Raw genomic sequence first — 14,368 nt, 5'->3', positions numbered from 1 at the left:
ACCGTTCGCGTAGGGCTTGCGTGGGGGGATCGCGCTATGTGCCGTCAGTCGGCGGGCCGGGGGTTGACGGCCACCTCGGCGTGCTCGACGAAGTCGTCGGCCAACCGGCCGAAGAGATGGGCCAGTTGCCGTCGATCCTCGGTCGACCAGTCGCTCAGCACCACCTCGATGCCCCGGCGGCCGGCCTCTCTGACGCGTTCGAAGGCCGCGAGCCCGGCGTCGGTGATCTGGACGCGCTGCGCCCGGCGGTCGTCCGGGTCCGGGATACGGACCACATAGCCGGCGCTCTCCAACTGCCGTAGCTGCCGGGTGACATGGGAGGCCTCCACGGACAGCCGGACCGCGAGCACCCCCGGGCGCAGCGGCTCGCTCTCGGCGATGTGCCGCAGGATCGACACGGAGGAGCGGTCCAGGGACAGGCCGCTGTCGGACATCAGACGCTCGTGCTGACGGGCCCGGCCGGCGAGATACGCGACACGGGTGAGGAGCCGTTCGATCTCGGTCACGTCCGCCAGGGAGGCCGCTTCGATGGGGCGCGGTGTGGACATGCGGCAACCGTAGCAGAAGTTTGCCTGAGTCAAGCAATGTCAGATGGATCGGTCCCGGCACACGCCGGTGCCCCGGACGACACTTGTCGTCCGGGGCACCGAAGCGGGAAGGCCGAGCCTCGCGTCAGCCCAGCTTCAAGTGGTCCGTGCCGTGGCCTATGTGGGCGACGACCAGCCCGGCGCCGGACACCTCCGAGTACTCGGCGGTGTGGTAGCGGAACACACCGCCCGCGTCGGGCCCCTTGCGGGCCTCGACGGTCCAGCGCAGCTCGTGGAAGAAGAACCAGTCGTCGAAGTGCTGGTGGACGATCTCGATGTCACGGACCTCGTAGTGGGCGTGGAACTCCTGGAGATGGGCCCTCAGCTCGTCCTTGGTGTGCAGTTCCGCCAGGGTGCCGGTGCCCGCCGCGTAGTCCCGCACGGCCGTCTGGATCTCGGGGTGGGCCCGGTCGACGATCGTGTCGATGTCGCCCTTGCGGTAGGCGTCGAGCAGCGTGTCGTGCACCTTCGCCACGGCGAACCTGGAGGCGAGCGCACCGTCGGCCGGGTCGCCCGGCAGGGTCTCCTGCTGGGTGCGGCCCCAGAAGAGTTCACCGGTGATTCCCTCGGAACCCATCGTCGGGAACAGCACGATGATGGGACGCTCGGTCTCGGCACCGGTCCTCTTGTCGCGCCCCCGCCCCGTGCCGCTCACGAACTTGTACCAGGCGGTGTTGATCTCCGCGACCGGGCGGGTCTGCACCACGGCGGCGAACCGGTGCATGTTGCGGTAGCTGCTCTCGATGCCCTCGTACGTGTCGACGATCCGCTGCGTCGGGATCTCCTTGCCCTCTTCGAGGCCGGGAACGACGGTGTACGCGTAGGGCCCGCTCGGCGCCAGCGTCGCCAGGATGTCCTCGACGATGTCGACGTACTCGGCCTCGACGTGCTTCCACGCAACCGCCGAGGTCTGCAGCTGCAGGTCCGACGTGACGAGGAGTTCCTCGACCTTGGCCCGGTCTTTCATGGTCTTTCTCCTTACGGGGCCGAGCGGCCCGGTGGGGGGGGTGGAGCGAACCGTGGCTCGTAGAGCCGCCGGGGGCGCGGCCCCGACGATCACCATGCAAGCGCAGCGGCCTGACCGGTTGCGGCCAGCGACCTGACATCGGGCCGACGTGGCGCGCGTCACACACCGAAATCCGGCCACGCCCGCTCCCCGAAGATGTGATCTTTGGGGCCGGAGCCGGGGAGAATCACCCCATGACCACCTCACCGCATCCCCTCGTCGTCCAGGCGCGCAGACTCGCCGCCGAGGTGCTCGCGCCCCAGGCCGAGCGTGTCGACCAGGAGGGCGTGCCCGCGAGCAGTATCGAGGCGATCAAGCGGTCGGGGCTGCTCGGGGTGAGCGCGCCGGTGGCGTACGGCGGGTCGGGCGCCCCCAACTCCGTGGCGCGGGAGACCGCAGAGATCCTGGCCGGTGCCTGCTGCTCCACCTGGTTCGTGCAGACCCAGCACTACACCCCCGTGCTGACCCTGGTGAAGAGCGAACTGCCCGCCCGTGAGGGCCTGTTGCGGAAGCTGGCCACCGGCGAGCTGCTGTCCGGCGTCGCGTACGCGCATCTGCGCAGATATCCGCAGGTGCCGGTGCGGGCCGTGCCGAAGCGCGGTGGCTGGCGGTTCCACGGCACGGTTCCCTGGTACACGGGGTGGGGGCTCAACGATGTGCTGCTGCTGGCCGGGGTGACGGACGCGGACGAGGTGGTGTTCGCCTTCACCGAGGCCAGGCAGCAGTCCGGGCTGAAGGCCTCCGCGCCCATGCGGCTCGCGGCGCTCACGGCCGCCCGTACGGTCTCGCTCGACCTCGACGGGCTGTGGATCCCCGACGAGGCGGTGGCCCTGCACGCGCCGTACGAGTCCTGGGCCGCGAGCGACCGTCCCAAGCCCGCGAACGCCTCACCGGCGGTGTTCGGGGTCGCCGAGTCGGCCCTCGGCCTGCTGGACCAGGACGACCCCACGACCAAGGCGCTGCGTCTGCGTGTGGACAAGGTACGGCGGCAGGCCTACGCCCTCGCCGACCATCCGGCGCCGCACGAGCACATGAAGGAGCGGCTCGCCCTCAAGACGAAGGCGTTCGACCTGATGCGCACGGCGACGACCGCGGCGGTCGTCGCCGGCGGCGGACGCGCCCTCGCCCTGGACAGCCGCGCCCAACGCCTGGCCCGCGAGGCGCTGTTCCTGCTGGTACAGGGCCAGACCGCCGAGGTGCGCCGGGCCCACCTCGGCTCGCTGTCGGCCGCGTACTAGACGTCTCGGTCCTTGGTGCTAGCTCGCGAACGGCACCTGTGCCGTGAGGGTGGTGGGCCTGGCGAAGGGGTGGCGCCACAGGCCCTGCGCGGCGAGGCGCGGGAGGACGCCCTCGCCGAACCAGTACGCCTCCTCCAGGTGCGGGTAGCCGGAGAGCACGAACTCGTCGATGCCCAGGGCGTGGTACTCCTTGATGCGTTCGGCGACCTCGTCGTGGCTGCCGACCAGCGCCGTGCCCGCGCCACCGCGCACCAGGCCGATACCGGCCCAGAGGTTGGGGTGGATCTCCAGGCTGTCGCGGTTGCCGCCGTGCAGGGCGAGCATCCGCTGCTGGCCCTCCGACTCGCTGCGGGCGAGGCCGGCCTGCACGGACCGTACGGTCTCCGGGTCGAAGCCGTCGAGCAGCCGGTTCGCCTCCGCCCAGGCCTGTTCCGAGGTGTCGCGGGTGATGACGTGCAGCCGGACGCCGAAGCGGAGGGTGCGGCCCTCCTTCGCCGCGAGGGACCTGATCCAGGCGATCTTCTCGGCGACCTTCGCCGGCGGCTCGCCCCAGGTGAGATAGACGTCGACGTGCCGGGCGGCGATCTCCCCGGCGATGGGTGAGGAGCCGCCGAAGTACACCTCTGGCACCGGATCGGGGAGCCGGGCCAGCCGCGCGTCCTCGACCTGGAGGTGCTCGCCCCTCAGGTCGACGGTCTTGCCCTCCCACAACCCCCGTACGACCTCCAGGAATTCACCGGTACGGCGATACCGGTCGTCCTTGTCGAGGAAGTCGCCGTAGGCCCGCTGCTCGTGGCTCTCGCCGCCGGTGACGACGTTGAGGAGGAGCCGTCCGCCGGTCTGCCGCTGGAAGGTGGAGGCCATCTGGGCGGCGAGTGTGGGCGAGACGAAGCCGGGGCGGAAGGCGACCAGGAACTTCAGGCGTTCGGTGTTCTGGCTGACCATCGCGGTGGTCAGCCAGGCGTCCTCGCACCAGGCACCGGTGGGGGTGAGCGCACCGACGAAGCCGAGGTCCTCGGCGGCGCGGGCGATCTGGCTCAGATAGGCGACCGTCGGCGGCCGGTCCCGGCCGGACTCGGTGGCGGGCGTGCCGTGGCCGCCGCCGACGACATGGCGGCTGTCGCCGTTGGTGGGCAGGAACCAGTGGAAGGTGAGGGACACGTGGGGTCTCCGATCAGGAAGGTCCGCGGCGACAGGTCATCGGGGTCGCCCTTCAGAGCAGGCCGTGGCGTGGGGGTCGGGTGCCGTTGAGGACGTGACGGCCGATGTGCTGAATCTTCCAGCGGGCCGGGTCGTGCAGGGTGTGGGTGCGGGCGTCCCGCCAATGACGGTGCAGATTGAGGGAGTTGAGGGCCGAGCGGGTGCCGGAGACCTCGAAGAGGGCGCCCGCGATCTCGACGGCGGTGGTGGCCGCGTGGGCCTTCGCCGCGGCCACGGCGATGGAGGCCTCGGCCGCCGAGTCGTCGGTGAGGTCGGCGCGGGCCGCGTCGACCGCACGGGCCGCCTCCCGGAGCAGCGCCCTCGACGCCCTTGCCTGGACGGAGAGTTCACCGAAGCGCTGGATGAGGAGAGGGTCCTCGGCCGCCGTCTCGAAGCCGCTCTCGAACCAGGGCCGGCTCTTGGTCCGCACGAACTCGACCGCCTCCGCGAGCGCCCCGTCGGCGATCCCGACGTCGATGGCCGCGTGCAGCAACTGGGCGCTCGCGCCATGGAGTTGGGGGCCCTGGAAGGTGAGGTGGTGCGGGAGGACCCGGTCCGCCGGGACGGGCACCTCCTCCAGGCGGACCGTACCGCTGGCGGTCGTCCGCTGGCCGAGGCCGTCCCAGTCGTCGACGACCGTCAGGCCCGGGGCGTCCCGGGGTACATAGGCGACGTGCAGGTTGTCGTCCTCGGTCCGCGCGAGCACCGGGATCCAGTGGGCGAACAGGGCGCCCGTGGCGTAGTGCTTGACGCCGTTCAGGACGTACGAGCCGTCGGCCTGACGGGTGAGCCGGGTGCGGATGTCCTGGAGGTGCCTGGTGCCCGCCTCCGACTGGGCGTTGCCGAAGCGGCGCCCGGCGAGAAGTTCACCGAAGAAGAACTCCCGCTGTTCGGCGGTGCCTTGACGGATGATCACATTGACATAGGCGAAGTGGCTCTGCGGGATCTGGGCGAGGCTTGCGTCGGCGGAGGCGAGCAGCCGGAAGATCTCGGCCAGGGTCTCCTGGCTGACGTCCGCTCCCCCGTGCTCGGCGGGCACGGTGACGGCCAGCAGCCCGGAGGCGGAGAGCCGGTCCAACTCGGCGCGCGGCAGCCGCCGTTCGGCGTCACGCTCGGAGGCTCCGGCGCGGAACTCCTCGGCGAGCGCGGCGACGACGGTCAGGGCCTCGACGTCGTCGGCGATGACCTTGGCGGCCGGGGACGCGGTGGCCTCGTCGACGTTGGCGGCGGGGGACGCGATGGGCGCGCCGTACCCGGGAGTGCCGTACCCGGGAGTGGGGGTGTCGGTCATGGCGTCAGCTCGCGGCGGCCAGCACCGGCGCCGGGCCGAGCGCGGTCAGAAACTGATCGACGACCTGGCCGAGGGCCTCGGCGGTGGCCGGGGCGACCGTGACCTTGCCGTCCTCCCCCACGGTGATGTCCTTGTCGAGGGTGAACCAGCCGGGGACGATGTGCCGGGCGCCCATGGAGCTGAGCACCGGCCGCAGGGCGTAGTCGATGGCGAGGACATGAGCGGTGGAACCGCCGGTGGCCAGGGGCAGCACGGTCTTGCCGGTGAGGGCGTACTGCGGGAGCAGGTCGAGCAGGGCCTTGAGGACTCCGGAGTAGGCGGCCTTGTAGACGGGGGTGGCGATGACGATGCCGTCGGCCCGTGCGAAGAGTTCGGTGGCCTCGACGATGGCCGGATGCTTGAAGTCCGCGCCGAGCAGGGCTTCGGCGGGGATGGTGCGGATGTCGAGCGGGACGACGTCGTGGCCCTGGGCGATGAGGCGGGCGTCGAGGTGCCGGACGAGCTTCGCGGTGCGGGAGGAGACGGAGGGGCTGCCGGAGACTGACAGGACGGTGGCCATGGGTCCTCTTTCTGGGGTACCCGGGGTGCCCGTGCGGACGGGCACCCCGGAAGGGAGCGGTCAGGAGTACCAGGTGGGTTCGGGCAGTTCGCCTTCGAGGACCCAGCGCCCGACCTCGCGGCGCTTGTAGGCGACGGGGTCGTGGAGGGTGTGGGTGCGGATGTTGCGCCAGAAGCGGTCGAGGCCTTCGGCGGCGGCCGTCGACCGGGCTCCGGTCACCTCGAAGATCCGGTTCGCGACCTCCAGGGCCACATCCGTGGCGCGCGCCTTGACGGCGGCCACCCGGACCTCGAAGTCGCCGCGCGTCTTCTCGGTGACGGCGTCGGGATCGTCGTGCAGCCGCTGCCCCTCGGCGGCGACCGTGTCGGCGAGGGCCTCGACCGCCCAGAGCTTGGCGGTCAGATCGCCGTAGACGTCGATGACGTACGGCTCGTCGACCGCGCGCTCGTACCCGCCGTGCAGCCACGACCGGGACTTGGTGCGGGTGTACGTCGCCGCCGTCTCCAGCGCGCCGGCCGCGATGCCGAGGTAGAAGTTGACGAAGACGAGCTGGATCGTGGGGACGTTGAGGGTGTTGTAGGTGCGGGGCCGGAACTCCTTGTCGACATAGCCGGCGGCGGAGGACCAGGGGGTGCGGACGCCGTCGAGGGTGACGCCGCCGCTCTCGGTGAGCCGCTGGCCGATGTTGTCCCAGTCGTCGTGGAAGGTCAGGCCCTCGCTGTCGGAGGGGACGATCGCGAAGACATGGCTGTCGGTGCCCTCCAGGACGCCTTCGAGGACGGTGACGTCGGAGACCTTGCTGCCGGTGGAGAAGGACTTGCGGCCGGTGAAGACGAGGTCGTCGCCGTCCTCGGTGACCACGACGTCCTTGTCGCGCGGGTTGACGGCCCCGCCGAAGAACCAGCGGTCGCGTGCGGCCTCGGCCTCGACGTGCTCCCACTGTTCGCGGGTGCCGACCAGTCGGGCGGCCCAGTTCCAGAGGTAGTGGTAGCCGAGGAGCTGGCCGATGGATCCGTCGGCCTTGGCGACCTCCCGGACGACCCGGTAGGCGGTGGGCCATTCCTGGCCTCCGCCGCCGTGCTCGGTGGGGCCGAGCAGGGTGACGAGGCCGGAGTCCTTCAGCAGCCGGACCTCGGCGTAGGGGGTGGCTCCGGCGCGGTCGCGCTCGGCGGCGTCGGTGGCGAGGACGGCGGCGACCTCGCCGGCGCGGGCGATCCACTCCTGGGCGGTCTTCGGGGCGGGGCCGGTCGTCCAGTCGGTGGGGGTGACGGTGCTCATCTCGATGGCCTCCTCAGACCTGGGCGAGGGCGGATTCGGGGAGCTGGGCCTCCAGTTCACGCACCAGCGGCAGCACGCGCTTGCCGAAGTACTCGACCTCCTCGTGGTAGTGGAGGAAGCCCAGGAGGAAGAGGTCGACGCCGAGCCGCTTGTAGGCGACGATCCGTTCGGCGATCTGCTCGGGGGTGCCGATCAGGCCCGTACGGAAGCCGTCGTTGTACTGGACGAGGTCCTCGAACGAGGAGTCCTGCCACATGCCCTTGCCGTCCGCGGCCGACTGCCCGGCCTGCTTGACGGCGGCGCCGAATCCCTCGACGGCCTCCCGGTCGGCGTTCGCGACGATCTCCCGCAGGGTGTCGCGGGCCTCGGCCTCGGTGTCACGGGCGATGAGGAAGCCGTTGAGGCCGAACTTCGGTGCCGTACGGCCGACCTGGGCGGCGGCGGCGCGTACGTCCGTGAGCTGCTCGACGACTCCGTCGAAGTCCTTGCCGTTGGAGAAGTACCAGTCGGAGACCCGGCCGGCCATGGCGCGCGCGGCGGTCGAGTTGCCGCCCTGGAAGATCTCCGGGTGGGGGCGTTCGGGGGTGTTGAGGGGCTTGGGCTTGAGGGAGAAGTCGCGCAACCGGTAGAAGTCACCGGCGAGTTCGGTGTGGTCCTCGGTCCAGATCTGGCGCAGGGCGCGGATGAACTCCTCGGAGCGGCGGTAGCGCTCGTCGTGCTCCAGCCAGGGCTCGCCGAGGGCGGTGAACTCGCCCTTGAACCAGCCGGATACGACGTTGACGGCGAAGCGTCCGTTCGAGAGGTGGTCGGCGGTCGCGCCGAACTTGGCGAGGACGCCCGGGTGCCACAGCCCCGGGTGAATGGCGGCGATGACCTTCAGGCGCTGGGTGGCGAGCAGCAGGGCGAGGCTGAAGCTCGTCGACTCGTGCTGGTACTCGGCGCCGTAGCTGGCCATGTAGCGGACCTGGCTGAGCGCGTACTCGAAGCCGTTGTTCTCGGCGAGGACGGCGAGTTCGCGGTTGTACTCGTACCCCCAGTCGGTGCGCTGCTCGATCTTGCTGGTGACGAGTCCCCCGCTGACGTTGGGGACCCAATAGGCGAATTTCGCGGGCGCGGCGGGCATGCGGAACTCCTGGTGCGGAATGTTTTCGGGCACGCCGAATTCGGGGAACAGGCACACGGGCACGGCAGGAGGCGCGCAGGCGCTTCAAAGGGTGCGCGGGCACAGGGAATTCAGGCGGGGAATGCGGAAAAGCGCGGCGGATCGCAGGGGTTGATCAGGCCGCGGCGCGACAGGAGGCGCTGGAGACGCGCGCGAGGTCGACATGGCGTCGCCGCGTGAGGTCCAGTCGCATCTTCATGTCGTCGATCGTGACAGCCGTCGGCGACGACCGTCAAGGAGAACCCGACCGGTCTCGAATCCCGGACCATTGAATTTCACGAAGGTGTGACAGGGAAACCCTTGAACCGGCGGGAAATCGGCGCGCATTCTGCTGCCGTGCGGACAGAACAGCTGGAATACATCACGGCGGTGACCAGGCTCGGTTCCCTGCGCCGGGCCGCCGACGAACTGCGGCTCTCCCAGCCCGCGTTGAGCGAGACCGTACGGAATCTGGAACGCGAACTCGGGGTCGATCTGCTGGAGCGCAAGCGGTCCGGCGCGACGATGAGCGCCTCGGGCCGGGAGCTGCTGCCGCACATCATCGGTGTGCTGGACGCGGTGGACCGGCTGCGGGCGGCGGCGGGCGAACAGCACCGCATCAGCCGGATGGTCCGCCTGGGCACGGTCAACGCGGCGACCGTGCCGCTGCTCATCCCGGTGATCCGCGACTTCCGTGCCACGCATCCCCTCACCCAGGTCGAGGTGGTCGGCACCCAGCAGACCGACATCCACCGGGGTCTGCTGGAGGGCTCCTTCGACCTCGGGCTCGTCAACCACCTCGACGGCGACGACGTGCCCGCCGAGTTCGAGGCCACCGAGCTGCTGCGGGGCCGCCCGGTGGTGGTGGTCCGCCCGGACAGTCCGCTGGCGTCCCGGGCGGCGGTGTCCGTGGACGACCTGCTCGCCGTACCGCTGATCGGTATGCGCTCGGGGTATGTCATGCACCGCTATGTCCACCGGCTCCTCGACGGCCGCGATCCCGCCTTCGCGTACTCCACCGACGGCGCCGAGATGGGCAAGCTGCTGGTCGCGGAGGGGCTCGGGGCGACGGTCCTGCCGGACTTCAGCGTGACCGGCGACCCGCTGGAGCGGCGGGGCGCCCTCGTCCACCGGCCGATCGCCGGGGACTCCACCCGGGTCCTGCTGATGCTCCAGCGCCGCAAGGCGGACTCCGTACCGCAGGCGGCGCGGGACCTGCACGAGGCGTTCGTACGGACCGCACACGGCCTGACCGGCCGAGACCTGACCGGCGGACAGACGCCGCAGCCCTGACACCGCCGTCCCGCCCGGCTCCCCCTGCGGATGAAAAGCGCGCCCACCGCATCCGAACCGGCCCTCCGCGTGGAAGTGACGGGTGGGGGACCTTGGGGGACCTGATACGGAGGTGTGCCCATGAACGTCTCGGTGGTGCTGTTCACCGCCGACCTGCGGCTGCGCGACCATCCGCCGCTGCGGGCGGCCCTGGACGGCTCCCGGCGGGTCGTGCCGCTGTTCGTGCGGGATCCGGCGGTGGACCGGGCCGGTTTCGCCGTGCCCAACCGGCTGGCGTTCCTCGCCGACTGTCTGCGGGATCTGGACGCGGGACTGCGCGAGCGCGGTGGACGGCTGGTGGTGCGCTCGGGCGACGTCGTGGAGCAGGTGGCGAAGGTGGCGGCCGAGGCGGACGCCGACGAGGTGCATCTGACGGCGGACGTCAGCGCGCACGCGCACCGGCGGGAAGAGCGGCTGCGCCGGGCGCTGGAGGGGCAGGGGGTACGGCTGCATGTGCACGACACGGTGACCACGGCCGTTCCGCCGGGTGCCCTGACCCCGGCCGGGTCCGACCATTTCAGTGTCTTCACGCCCTACTTCCGGCACTGGTCCCGGCAGCCGCTGCGCGACACGCTGGACGCGCCCCGGGCGGTCCTGGTCCCGGACGGTCTCGGCTCCGAGCGGCTGCCGTCCCGTACCGGCATCGCGGACCTGTCGCCGGGGCTCGCGGCCGGCGGTGAGACGGAGGGCCGGCGGCGGCTCACGGCCTGGCTGCGGGCCGGTGTCGACGCGTACGAGGACCGGCACGACGACCTGGCGGGCGACGCGACCTCCCGGCTCTCGCCCCATCTGCACTTCGGCACCCTCTCCCCCGTCGAGCTGGTCCACCGGGCGCGCCGGGCGGGCGGTCCGGGCGCCGAGGCGTTCGTACGGCAGCTAGCGTGGCGGGACTTCAACCGCCAGGTGCTGGCCGCCCGGCCGGAGACCGCGTCCGTGGACTACCGCGCCCGGCACGACCGTTGGCGGTCCGCTCCGGAGGAGGCCGAGGCTTGGCGGGAGGGCCGCACCGGCTACCCGGTGGTCGACGCGGCCATGCGCCAGCTCCGTCACGAGGGCTGGATGCACAACCGGGGCAGGCTCCTGACCGCGAGCTTCCTCACCAAGACGCTGTACGTCGACTGGCGGGTCGGCGCCCGGCACTTCCTGGACCTCCTCGTCGACGGCGACGTGGCCAACAACCAGCTCAACTGGCAGTGGGTGGCCGGAACCGGCACCGACACCCGCCCCAACCGGGTCCTCAATCCGGTCACGCAGGCGAAGCGGTACGACCCGGACGGGGAGTACGTACGGCGCTGGGTACCGGAGTTGGCGGGCATCGCGGGCGGCGCGGTGCACGAGCCGTGGAAGCTGCGGGGGCCGGATCGTGCCGCGCTCGGCTATCCGGAGCCGATCGTCGAGCTGGCGGAGGGGCGGGAGCGGTTCCTGCGGGGGCGCAAGTCCTAGACCGGCCGGGCCACCTGTCCTTCGGGACGTGGGCGGTGCTGTCCGTCGAGGCCGGACAGCACCTCCACCGCCTCGTCCAGCGTGGCCGGCCGGACCGTCCCCGACGCGGGGCGCCCGTGCCAGCCGGGGCCGCCGAGCACGACGAGCGCCTGTCCGCGGGCGCCCTTCACGCCCCAGCGCAGGGCGGCGACACGGCGGGCCAGCGGCAGGCTCGCAGTGGCGCGGGCCTGGGCCCACAGGACCACGGCCGCCGGGCCGAGCCGGTCGACCGCCGCGGTGAGGGCCTCGGCGGGGACGGCGGCGCCGAACATCCGGGTGGGCAGACCGAGTTCGCCGAGGGCGGCGTTCAGGGCCTCCAACGGGAGAGTGTGCTGTTCGCCGGGCACACAGGCCAGGACGACCGGGCCGGGGGCGGTGGTGTCGTGGCGCGGTGCGGGCGGCCGGGTGTGGCGGCGCAGGGTGGTGGAGACATGCCAGGACAGCAGATGCTCGACCTCGACGTAACGGTCGCCGGACGACGCCCACTTGCGGCCCACCGCGTGCAGCGTCGGCACCATCACCTCCTGCCATGCGACCGTGAGCCCGTGCCGCGCCACGGCCCCGGCCAACCGGTCCTCCACCGCCGGGGCGTCCAGCCGTACGGCGGCGCGGGCGAGGCCCCGGCACTCCTGGCGGGTCTCCCCCGGGGACGCCCGGCATTCCCGGCGGGTCTCCCCCGGGGACGGCGGGCCGGGCGGGTGTGAGGGCCGGCCCCGGTCCTCCCCGTCCGGGACTTCCGCTGCCCCGGTCCCTTTCCGCCCGCTCGGGGCCCCGGCCCCCTGTTTCGCGGCGCGGGCCGCCTCGGCCGGTGGCAGCCCGGCGGATGTCAGCCGGCACATCGTCTCGACCATCGCCACGTCCCCCGGGGTCCAGCGCCGGTGCCGGCCGTCGGTGCGGAGCGCGGGCCCGATGCCGTAGCGGCGGTCCCAGGAACGCAGGGTCGTCGGTGACACGCCCAGCCGGCGGGCCAGGGCCCCGCTGGTGAGCCCGGGATCGGCGGGGTTTTCCTCCCCGTATGCACCCATGAGGGCGACTATACGATGCACAAGCGATGCGAGTTGAACGCCGGTCTCGCGGGCTCGGACGATGGCGGCATGCGCACCGCCCCTGGTGAGGAGCCGCCCCCATGAGCCCTGTGTGTCCGAGCGTGCCTCCGGGCGCCGTACCCGCCGACGAGGAGCTGGCGCGGGGGCTGGTGGCGGGCGACGACGACTGTCTGGCCGCCGCCTATCACCGCTGGTCGGCGCTGGTGCACACGCTCGCGCGGCGCGGTCTCGGCGACACCGGCGAGGCCGAGGACGTCACCCAGCAGGTGTTCCTGGGCGTGTGGCGCGGCCGGCACCGGTACCGGTCCGAGCGCGGCGCGATGGGCGCCTGGATCGTCGGGATCGCCCGGCGCCGGATCGCCGACGCCCTGTCCGCGCGGACCCGCCGGGCGGACCTGGTGACCTCGGTGGGCACCGCCCTCGCCCTCGCCGACCGCCCCGGCCGCACGCGCCCCGAGGCCGTCCTCGACGGTGTACTGATCCGCGCCGAGCTCGCCAGGCTGCCCGCACCCCAGCGGCAGGTCCTCCACCTGGCCTTCTACGAGGACCTCACCCAGACCCAGATCGCGGAACGCACCGGCCTCCCCCTCGGCACGGTCAAGAGCCACACCCGGCGGGCGCTGCGACGGCTGCGCGGCCGCCTGGACCAGGAGTTCCGCCCCGCTCCTCCCGCGTTCCCACCCTCTACACATAAAGGGAAAATAAGCGCAGAATGAACGTACGCGGCGCTTACCGCATACCCCACCAGACGCGGTCAGGCCTGCGGAGTTCAAAGGAGTCGAGTCATGGCCAACGTCTCACACCGGGGTGACATCACCAGCCACCCCGATGCACCCGAAATGCAGGCCCGGTACGCCCGCATGCTCGAAGGTCGCGATGTGGCGCTCGTGGACGGACCGGTGTTCCTGCTCGGTCTGTACTGCGCCGTGTCCCCGTGGATACTCCACTACACGACGAGCCAGCCCGCGCTGGTGCCCCACAACCTCATCGTGGGCATCGCCATCGGCCTGCTGGCCCTCGGCTTCACCGCCGCACCGGAGAGGATGTACGGCCTGAGCTGGGCGATGTGCGCGCTGGGAGTCTGGATGATCATCTCGGCGTGGATCGTCGGCGACAGCCCGGACGCCGGTGTCGTGGTCAACAACATCATCATCGGCTGCCTGGCCCTGGTGCTGGGGCTGATGTGCGCCGGCGCCTCGGCGAAGGGCACCACGCGTGCGGGCCGCACGCCGTAGGTGTACACAGGAACGCCCGCGAGGGGTAACGGCGGCCGATCCGCTCAGGCGGGTCGGCCGTCGCCGTTCGCCCCGACCGACACAGGGCCGGGCCGCACCGGGGGCACGGCGGCCTCACCGGCCGCGCGGCACCTCCCACGGCTCCTGCGGCAGCACCCGGCCGGTCTCCAGCAGCGACTTGAGGTTGGACAGCACCGCGGGCCAGCCGAAGGACACCTCGGCGAGCGCGCCCTCGTCCGCCAGGTCCTCGTGGGTCACGGTGAGCCGCACGATGTCGCCGTGCGGCTCGATGGTGAAGGTGACCCGTGAGTACGTGTCCTCCTCGCCCTCGTTCCCGGGCTCGGCCCAGGTGGTGACCAGGCGGGTCGGGGGCTCGCTCTCCACGACCGTGCCGACGACGTCCTCGACGCCGGAGCCGTCCGTGCGGACATGGGCCCAGCGCGAGCCCTGCCGCCAGTCCGACTCGTTGCGGTGCCCCCAGTACTCGGCGGTCAGATCGGCACTGGTGAGCGCCTCCCAGACCTTCTCGGGCGTGCTGGCGATGTAGGTGACGTACACGAAGGTGGGTTTGTCGGTCATGGCGTCCTCGGCTCGTCGTTTCACGGCACCGAGCGCCCTCAGCCGGGGGCGCTCGAACTTGTCGATCCACCGCTCCTGCATCTCGTGGAGCGGGACCGGATTGAGGTAGTGCAGCTTCTCCCGCCCCCGGCGCACCGTGCTGACCAGGTTGGCGGCCTCCAGAACGGCCAGGTGCTGCGTCACCGACTGGCGCGCCATGTCGATCCGCTCGCACAGCTCGCCCAGCGTCTGCCCGTTGTGCTCGTGCAGCCGGTCCAGCAGCCTTCTGCGTGTCTCGTCGGCCAGTGCCTTGAAGACCTTGTCCATCCCCGGGTCGCTCTCTGATCGCACACTCCACGTTATGCAGGCAATTACCTGCATGTCAATCGCGGACGAGGCGCCTCACACTGTCGCC

The 14,368-nt window shown here is 71.7% G+C and carries 15 protein-coding genes; 5 read left to right on the top strand and 10 right to left on the bottom strand.

Annotated elements, in window-relative coordinates:
• Positions 1 to 44 precede the first annotated feature (44 nt).
• Both ABT147_RS12745 and ABT147_RS12740 read right to left on the bottom strand, forming a co-directional pair.
• On the bottom strand, positions 45 to 548 hold the full coding sequence (locus tag ABT147_RS12745; protein WP_351404924.1) for a MarR family winged helix-turn-helix transcriptional regulator: 504 nt from the start codon (positions 546 to 548) through the stop codon (positions 45 to 47).
• 124 nt (positions 549 to 672) lie between these two features.
• Positions 673 to 1,554, bottom strand: coding sequence for a nuclear transport factor 2 family protein (locus tag ABT147_RS12740; RefSeq protein ID WP_351404922.1), 882 nt, complete (start codon positions 1,552 to 1,554; stop codon positions 673 to 675).
• Between the two features lie 233 nt (positions 1,555 to 1,787).
• Between ABT147_RS12740 and ABT147_RS12735 the strand changes: the two genes are divergently transcribed.
• Positions 1,788 to 2,831 carry an acyl-CoA dehydrogenase family protein gene (locus ABT147_RS12735; protein ID WP_351404920.1) on the top strand — a complete coding sequence of 348 codons (1,044 nt, stop codon included), beginning with the start codon at positions 1,788 to 1,790 and terminating at the stop codon, positions 2,829 to 2,831.
• Positions 2,832 to 2,849: 18 nt separating this feature from the next.
• On the opposite strand, the gene ABT147_RS12730 is transcribed toward ABT147_RS12735, so the two are convergent.
• The 6 genes from ABT147_RS12730 to ABT147_RS12705 all read right to left on the bottom strand — a co-directional run bounded on the left by ABT147_RS12730 (position 2,850) and on the right by ABT147_RS12705 (position 8,514).
• On the bottom strand, positions 2,850 to 3,992 hold the full coding sequence (locus ABT147_RS12730) for an LLM class flavin-dependent oxidoreductase (RefSeq protein ID WP_351404917.1): 1,143 nt from the start codon (positions 3,990 to 3,992) through the stop codon (positions 2,850 to 2,852).
• 52 nt (positions 3,993 to 4,044) lie between these two features.
• Positions 4,045 to 5,322 (bottom strand): SfnB family sulfur acquisition oxidoreductase, encoded by a 1,278-nt coding sequence (locus tag ABT147_RS12725; RefSeq protein ID WP_351404915.1) that lies wholly within the window; start codon positions 5,320 to 5,322, stop codon positions 4,045 to 4,047.
• A 4-nt stretch (positions 5,323 to 5,326) separates the two neighbouring features.
• Positions 5,327 to 5,881: an NADPH-dependent FMN reductase gene (ssuE, locus tag ABT147_RS12720; RefSeq protein WP_351404913.1), complete on the bottom strand. Its 555-nt coding sequence runs from the start codon at positions 5,879 to 5,881 to the stop codon at positions 5,327 to 5,329.
• 60 nt (positions 5,882 to 5,941) lie between these two features.
• Positions 5,942 to 7,159, bottom strand: a complete 1,218-nt coding sequence (locus tag ABT147_RS12715) for an acyl-CoA dehydrogenase family protein (RefSeq protein WP_351404911.1) — start codon at positions 7,157 to 7,159, stop codon at positions 5,942 to 5,944.
• A gap of 13 nt (positions 7,160 to 7,172) precedes the next feature.
• Positions 7,173 to 8,282 (bottom strand): dimethylsulfone monooxygenase SfnG, encoded by a 1,110-nt coding sequence (gene sfnG, locus ABT147_RS12710; protein ID WP_351404908.1) that lies wholly within the window; start codon positions 8,280 to 8,282, stop codon positions 7,173 to 7,175.
• A 154-nt stretch (positions 8,283 to 8,436) separates the two neighbouring features.
• A complete protein-coding gene (locus tag ABT147_RS12705) occupies positions 8,437 to 8,514 on the bottom strand; it encodes a putative leader peptide (RefSeq protein ID WP_351405193.1) in 78 nt (25 codons plus the stop codon).
• 143 nt (positions 8,515 to 8,657) lie between these two features.
• On the opposite strand from ABT147_RS12705, the gene ABT147_RS12700 reads away from it, so the two are divergent.
• Together ABT147_RS12700 and ABT147_RS12695 are read left to right on the top strand one after the other, a co-directional pair.
• Positions 8,658 to 9,593 (top strand): LysR family transcriptional regulator, encoded by a 936-nt coding sequence (locus ABT147_RS12700; RefSeq protein ID WP_351404906.1) that lies wholly within the window; start codon positions 8,658 to 8,660, stop codon positions 9,591 to 9,593.
• 120 nt (positions 9,594 to 9,713) lie between these two features.
• Positions 9,714 to 11,075 carry a cryptochrome/photolyase family protein gene (locus ABT147_RS12695; RefSeq protein WP_351404904.1) on the top strand — a complete coding sequence of 454 codons (1,362 nt, stop codon included), beginning with the start codon at positions 9,714 to 9,716 and terminating at the stop codon, positions 11,073 to 11,075.
• On the opposite strand, the gene ABT147_RS12690 is transcribed toward ABT147_RS12695, so the two are convergent.
• Positions 11,072 to 12,139 (bottom strand): MerR family transcriptional regulator, encoded by a 1,068-nt coding sequence (locus tag ABT147_RS12690; protein ID WP_351404901.1) that lies wholly within the window; start codon positions 12,137 to 12,139, stop codon positions 11,072 to 11,074. The two genes, ABT147_RS12695 and ABT147_RS12690, sit on opposite strands and share 4 nt — an antisense overlap.
• Positions 12,140 to 12,240: 101 nt before the next feature.
• Here ABT147_RS12690 and ABT147_RS12685 point away from each other — a divergent pair, with 101 nt between their 5' ends.
• A complete protein-coding gene (locus tag ABT147_RS12685) occupies positions 12,241 to 12,876 on the top strand; it encodes a sigma-70 family RNA polymerase sigma factor (protein ID WP_351404899.1) in 636 nt (211 codons plus the stop codon).
• 69 nt (positions 12,877 to 12,945) lie between these two features.
• Positions 12,946 to 13,395: an SPW repeat protein gene (locus ABT147_RS12680; protein WP_351404897.1), complete on the top strand. Its 450-nt coding sequence runs from the start codon at positions 12,946 to 12,948 to the stop codon at positions 13,393 to 13,395.
• 114 nt (positions 13,396 to 13,509) lie between these two features.
• Here the strand turns inward: ABT147_RS12680 and ABT147_RS12675 are convergent, their stop codons facing one another.
• The gene (locus tag ABT147_RS12675; protein WP_351405191.1) at positions 13,510 to 14,280 is read right to left on the bottom strand and encodes an ArsR/SmtB family transcription factor; all 771 of its coding nucleotides are present in this window, start codon (positions 14,278 to 14,280) and stop codon (positions 13,510 to 13,512) included.
• Between the last annotated feature and the right edge of the window lie 88 nt (positions 14,281 to 14,368).

The sequence above is a fragment of the Streptomyces sp. NPDC001868 genome, assembly GCF_040297125.1.
GTDB lineage: Bacteria > Actinomycetota > Actinomycetes > Streptomycetales > Streptomycetaceae > Streptomyces.
Note: the sequence above shows the minus strand (reverse complement) of the source record. Positions and strands in the feature narration are given on the sequence as shown.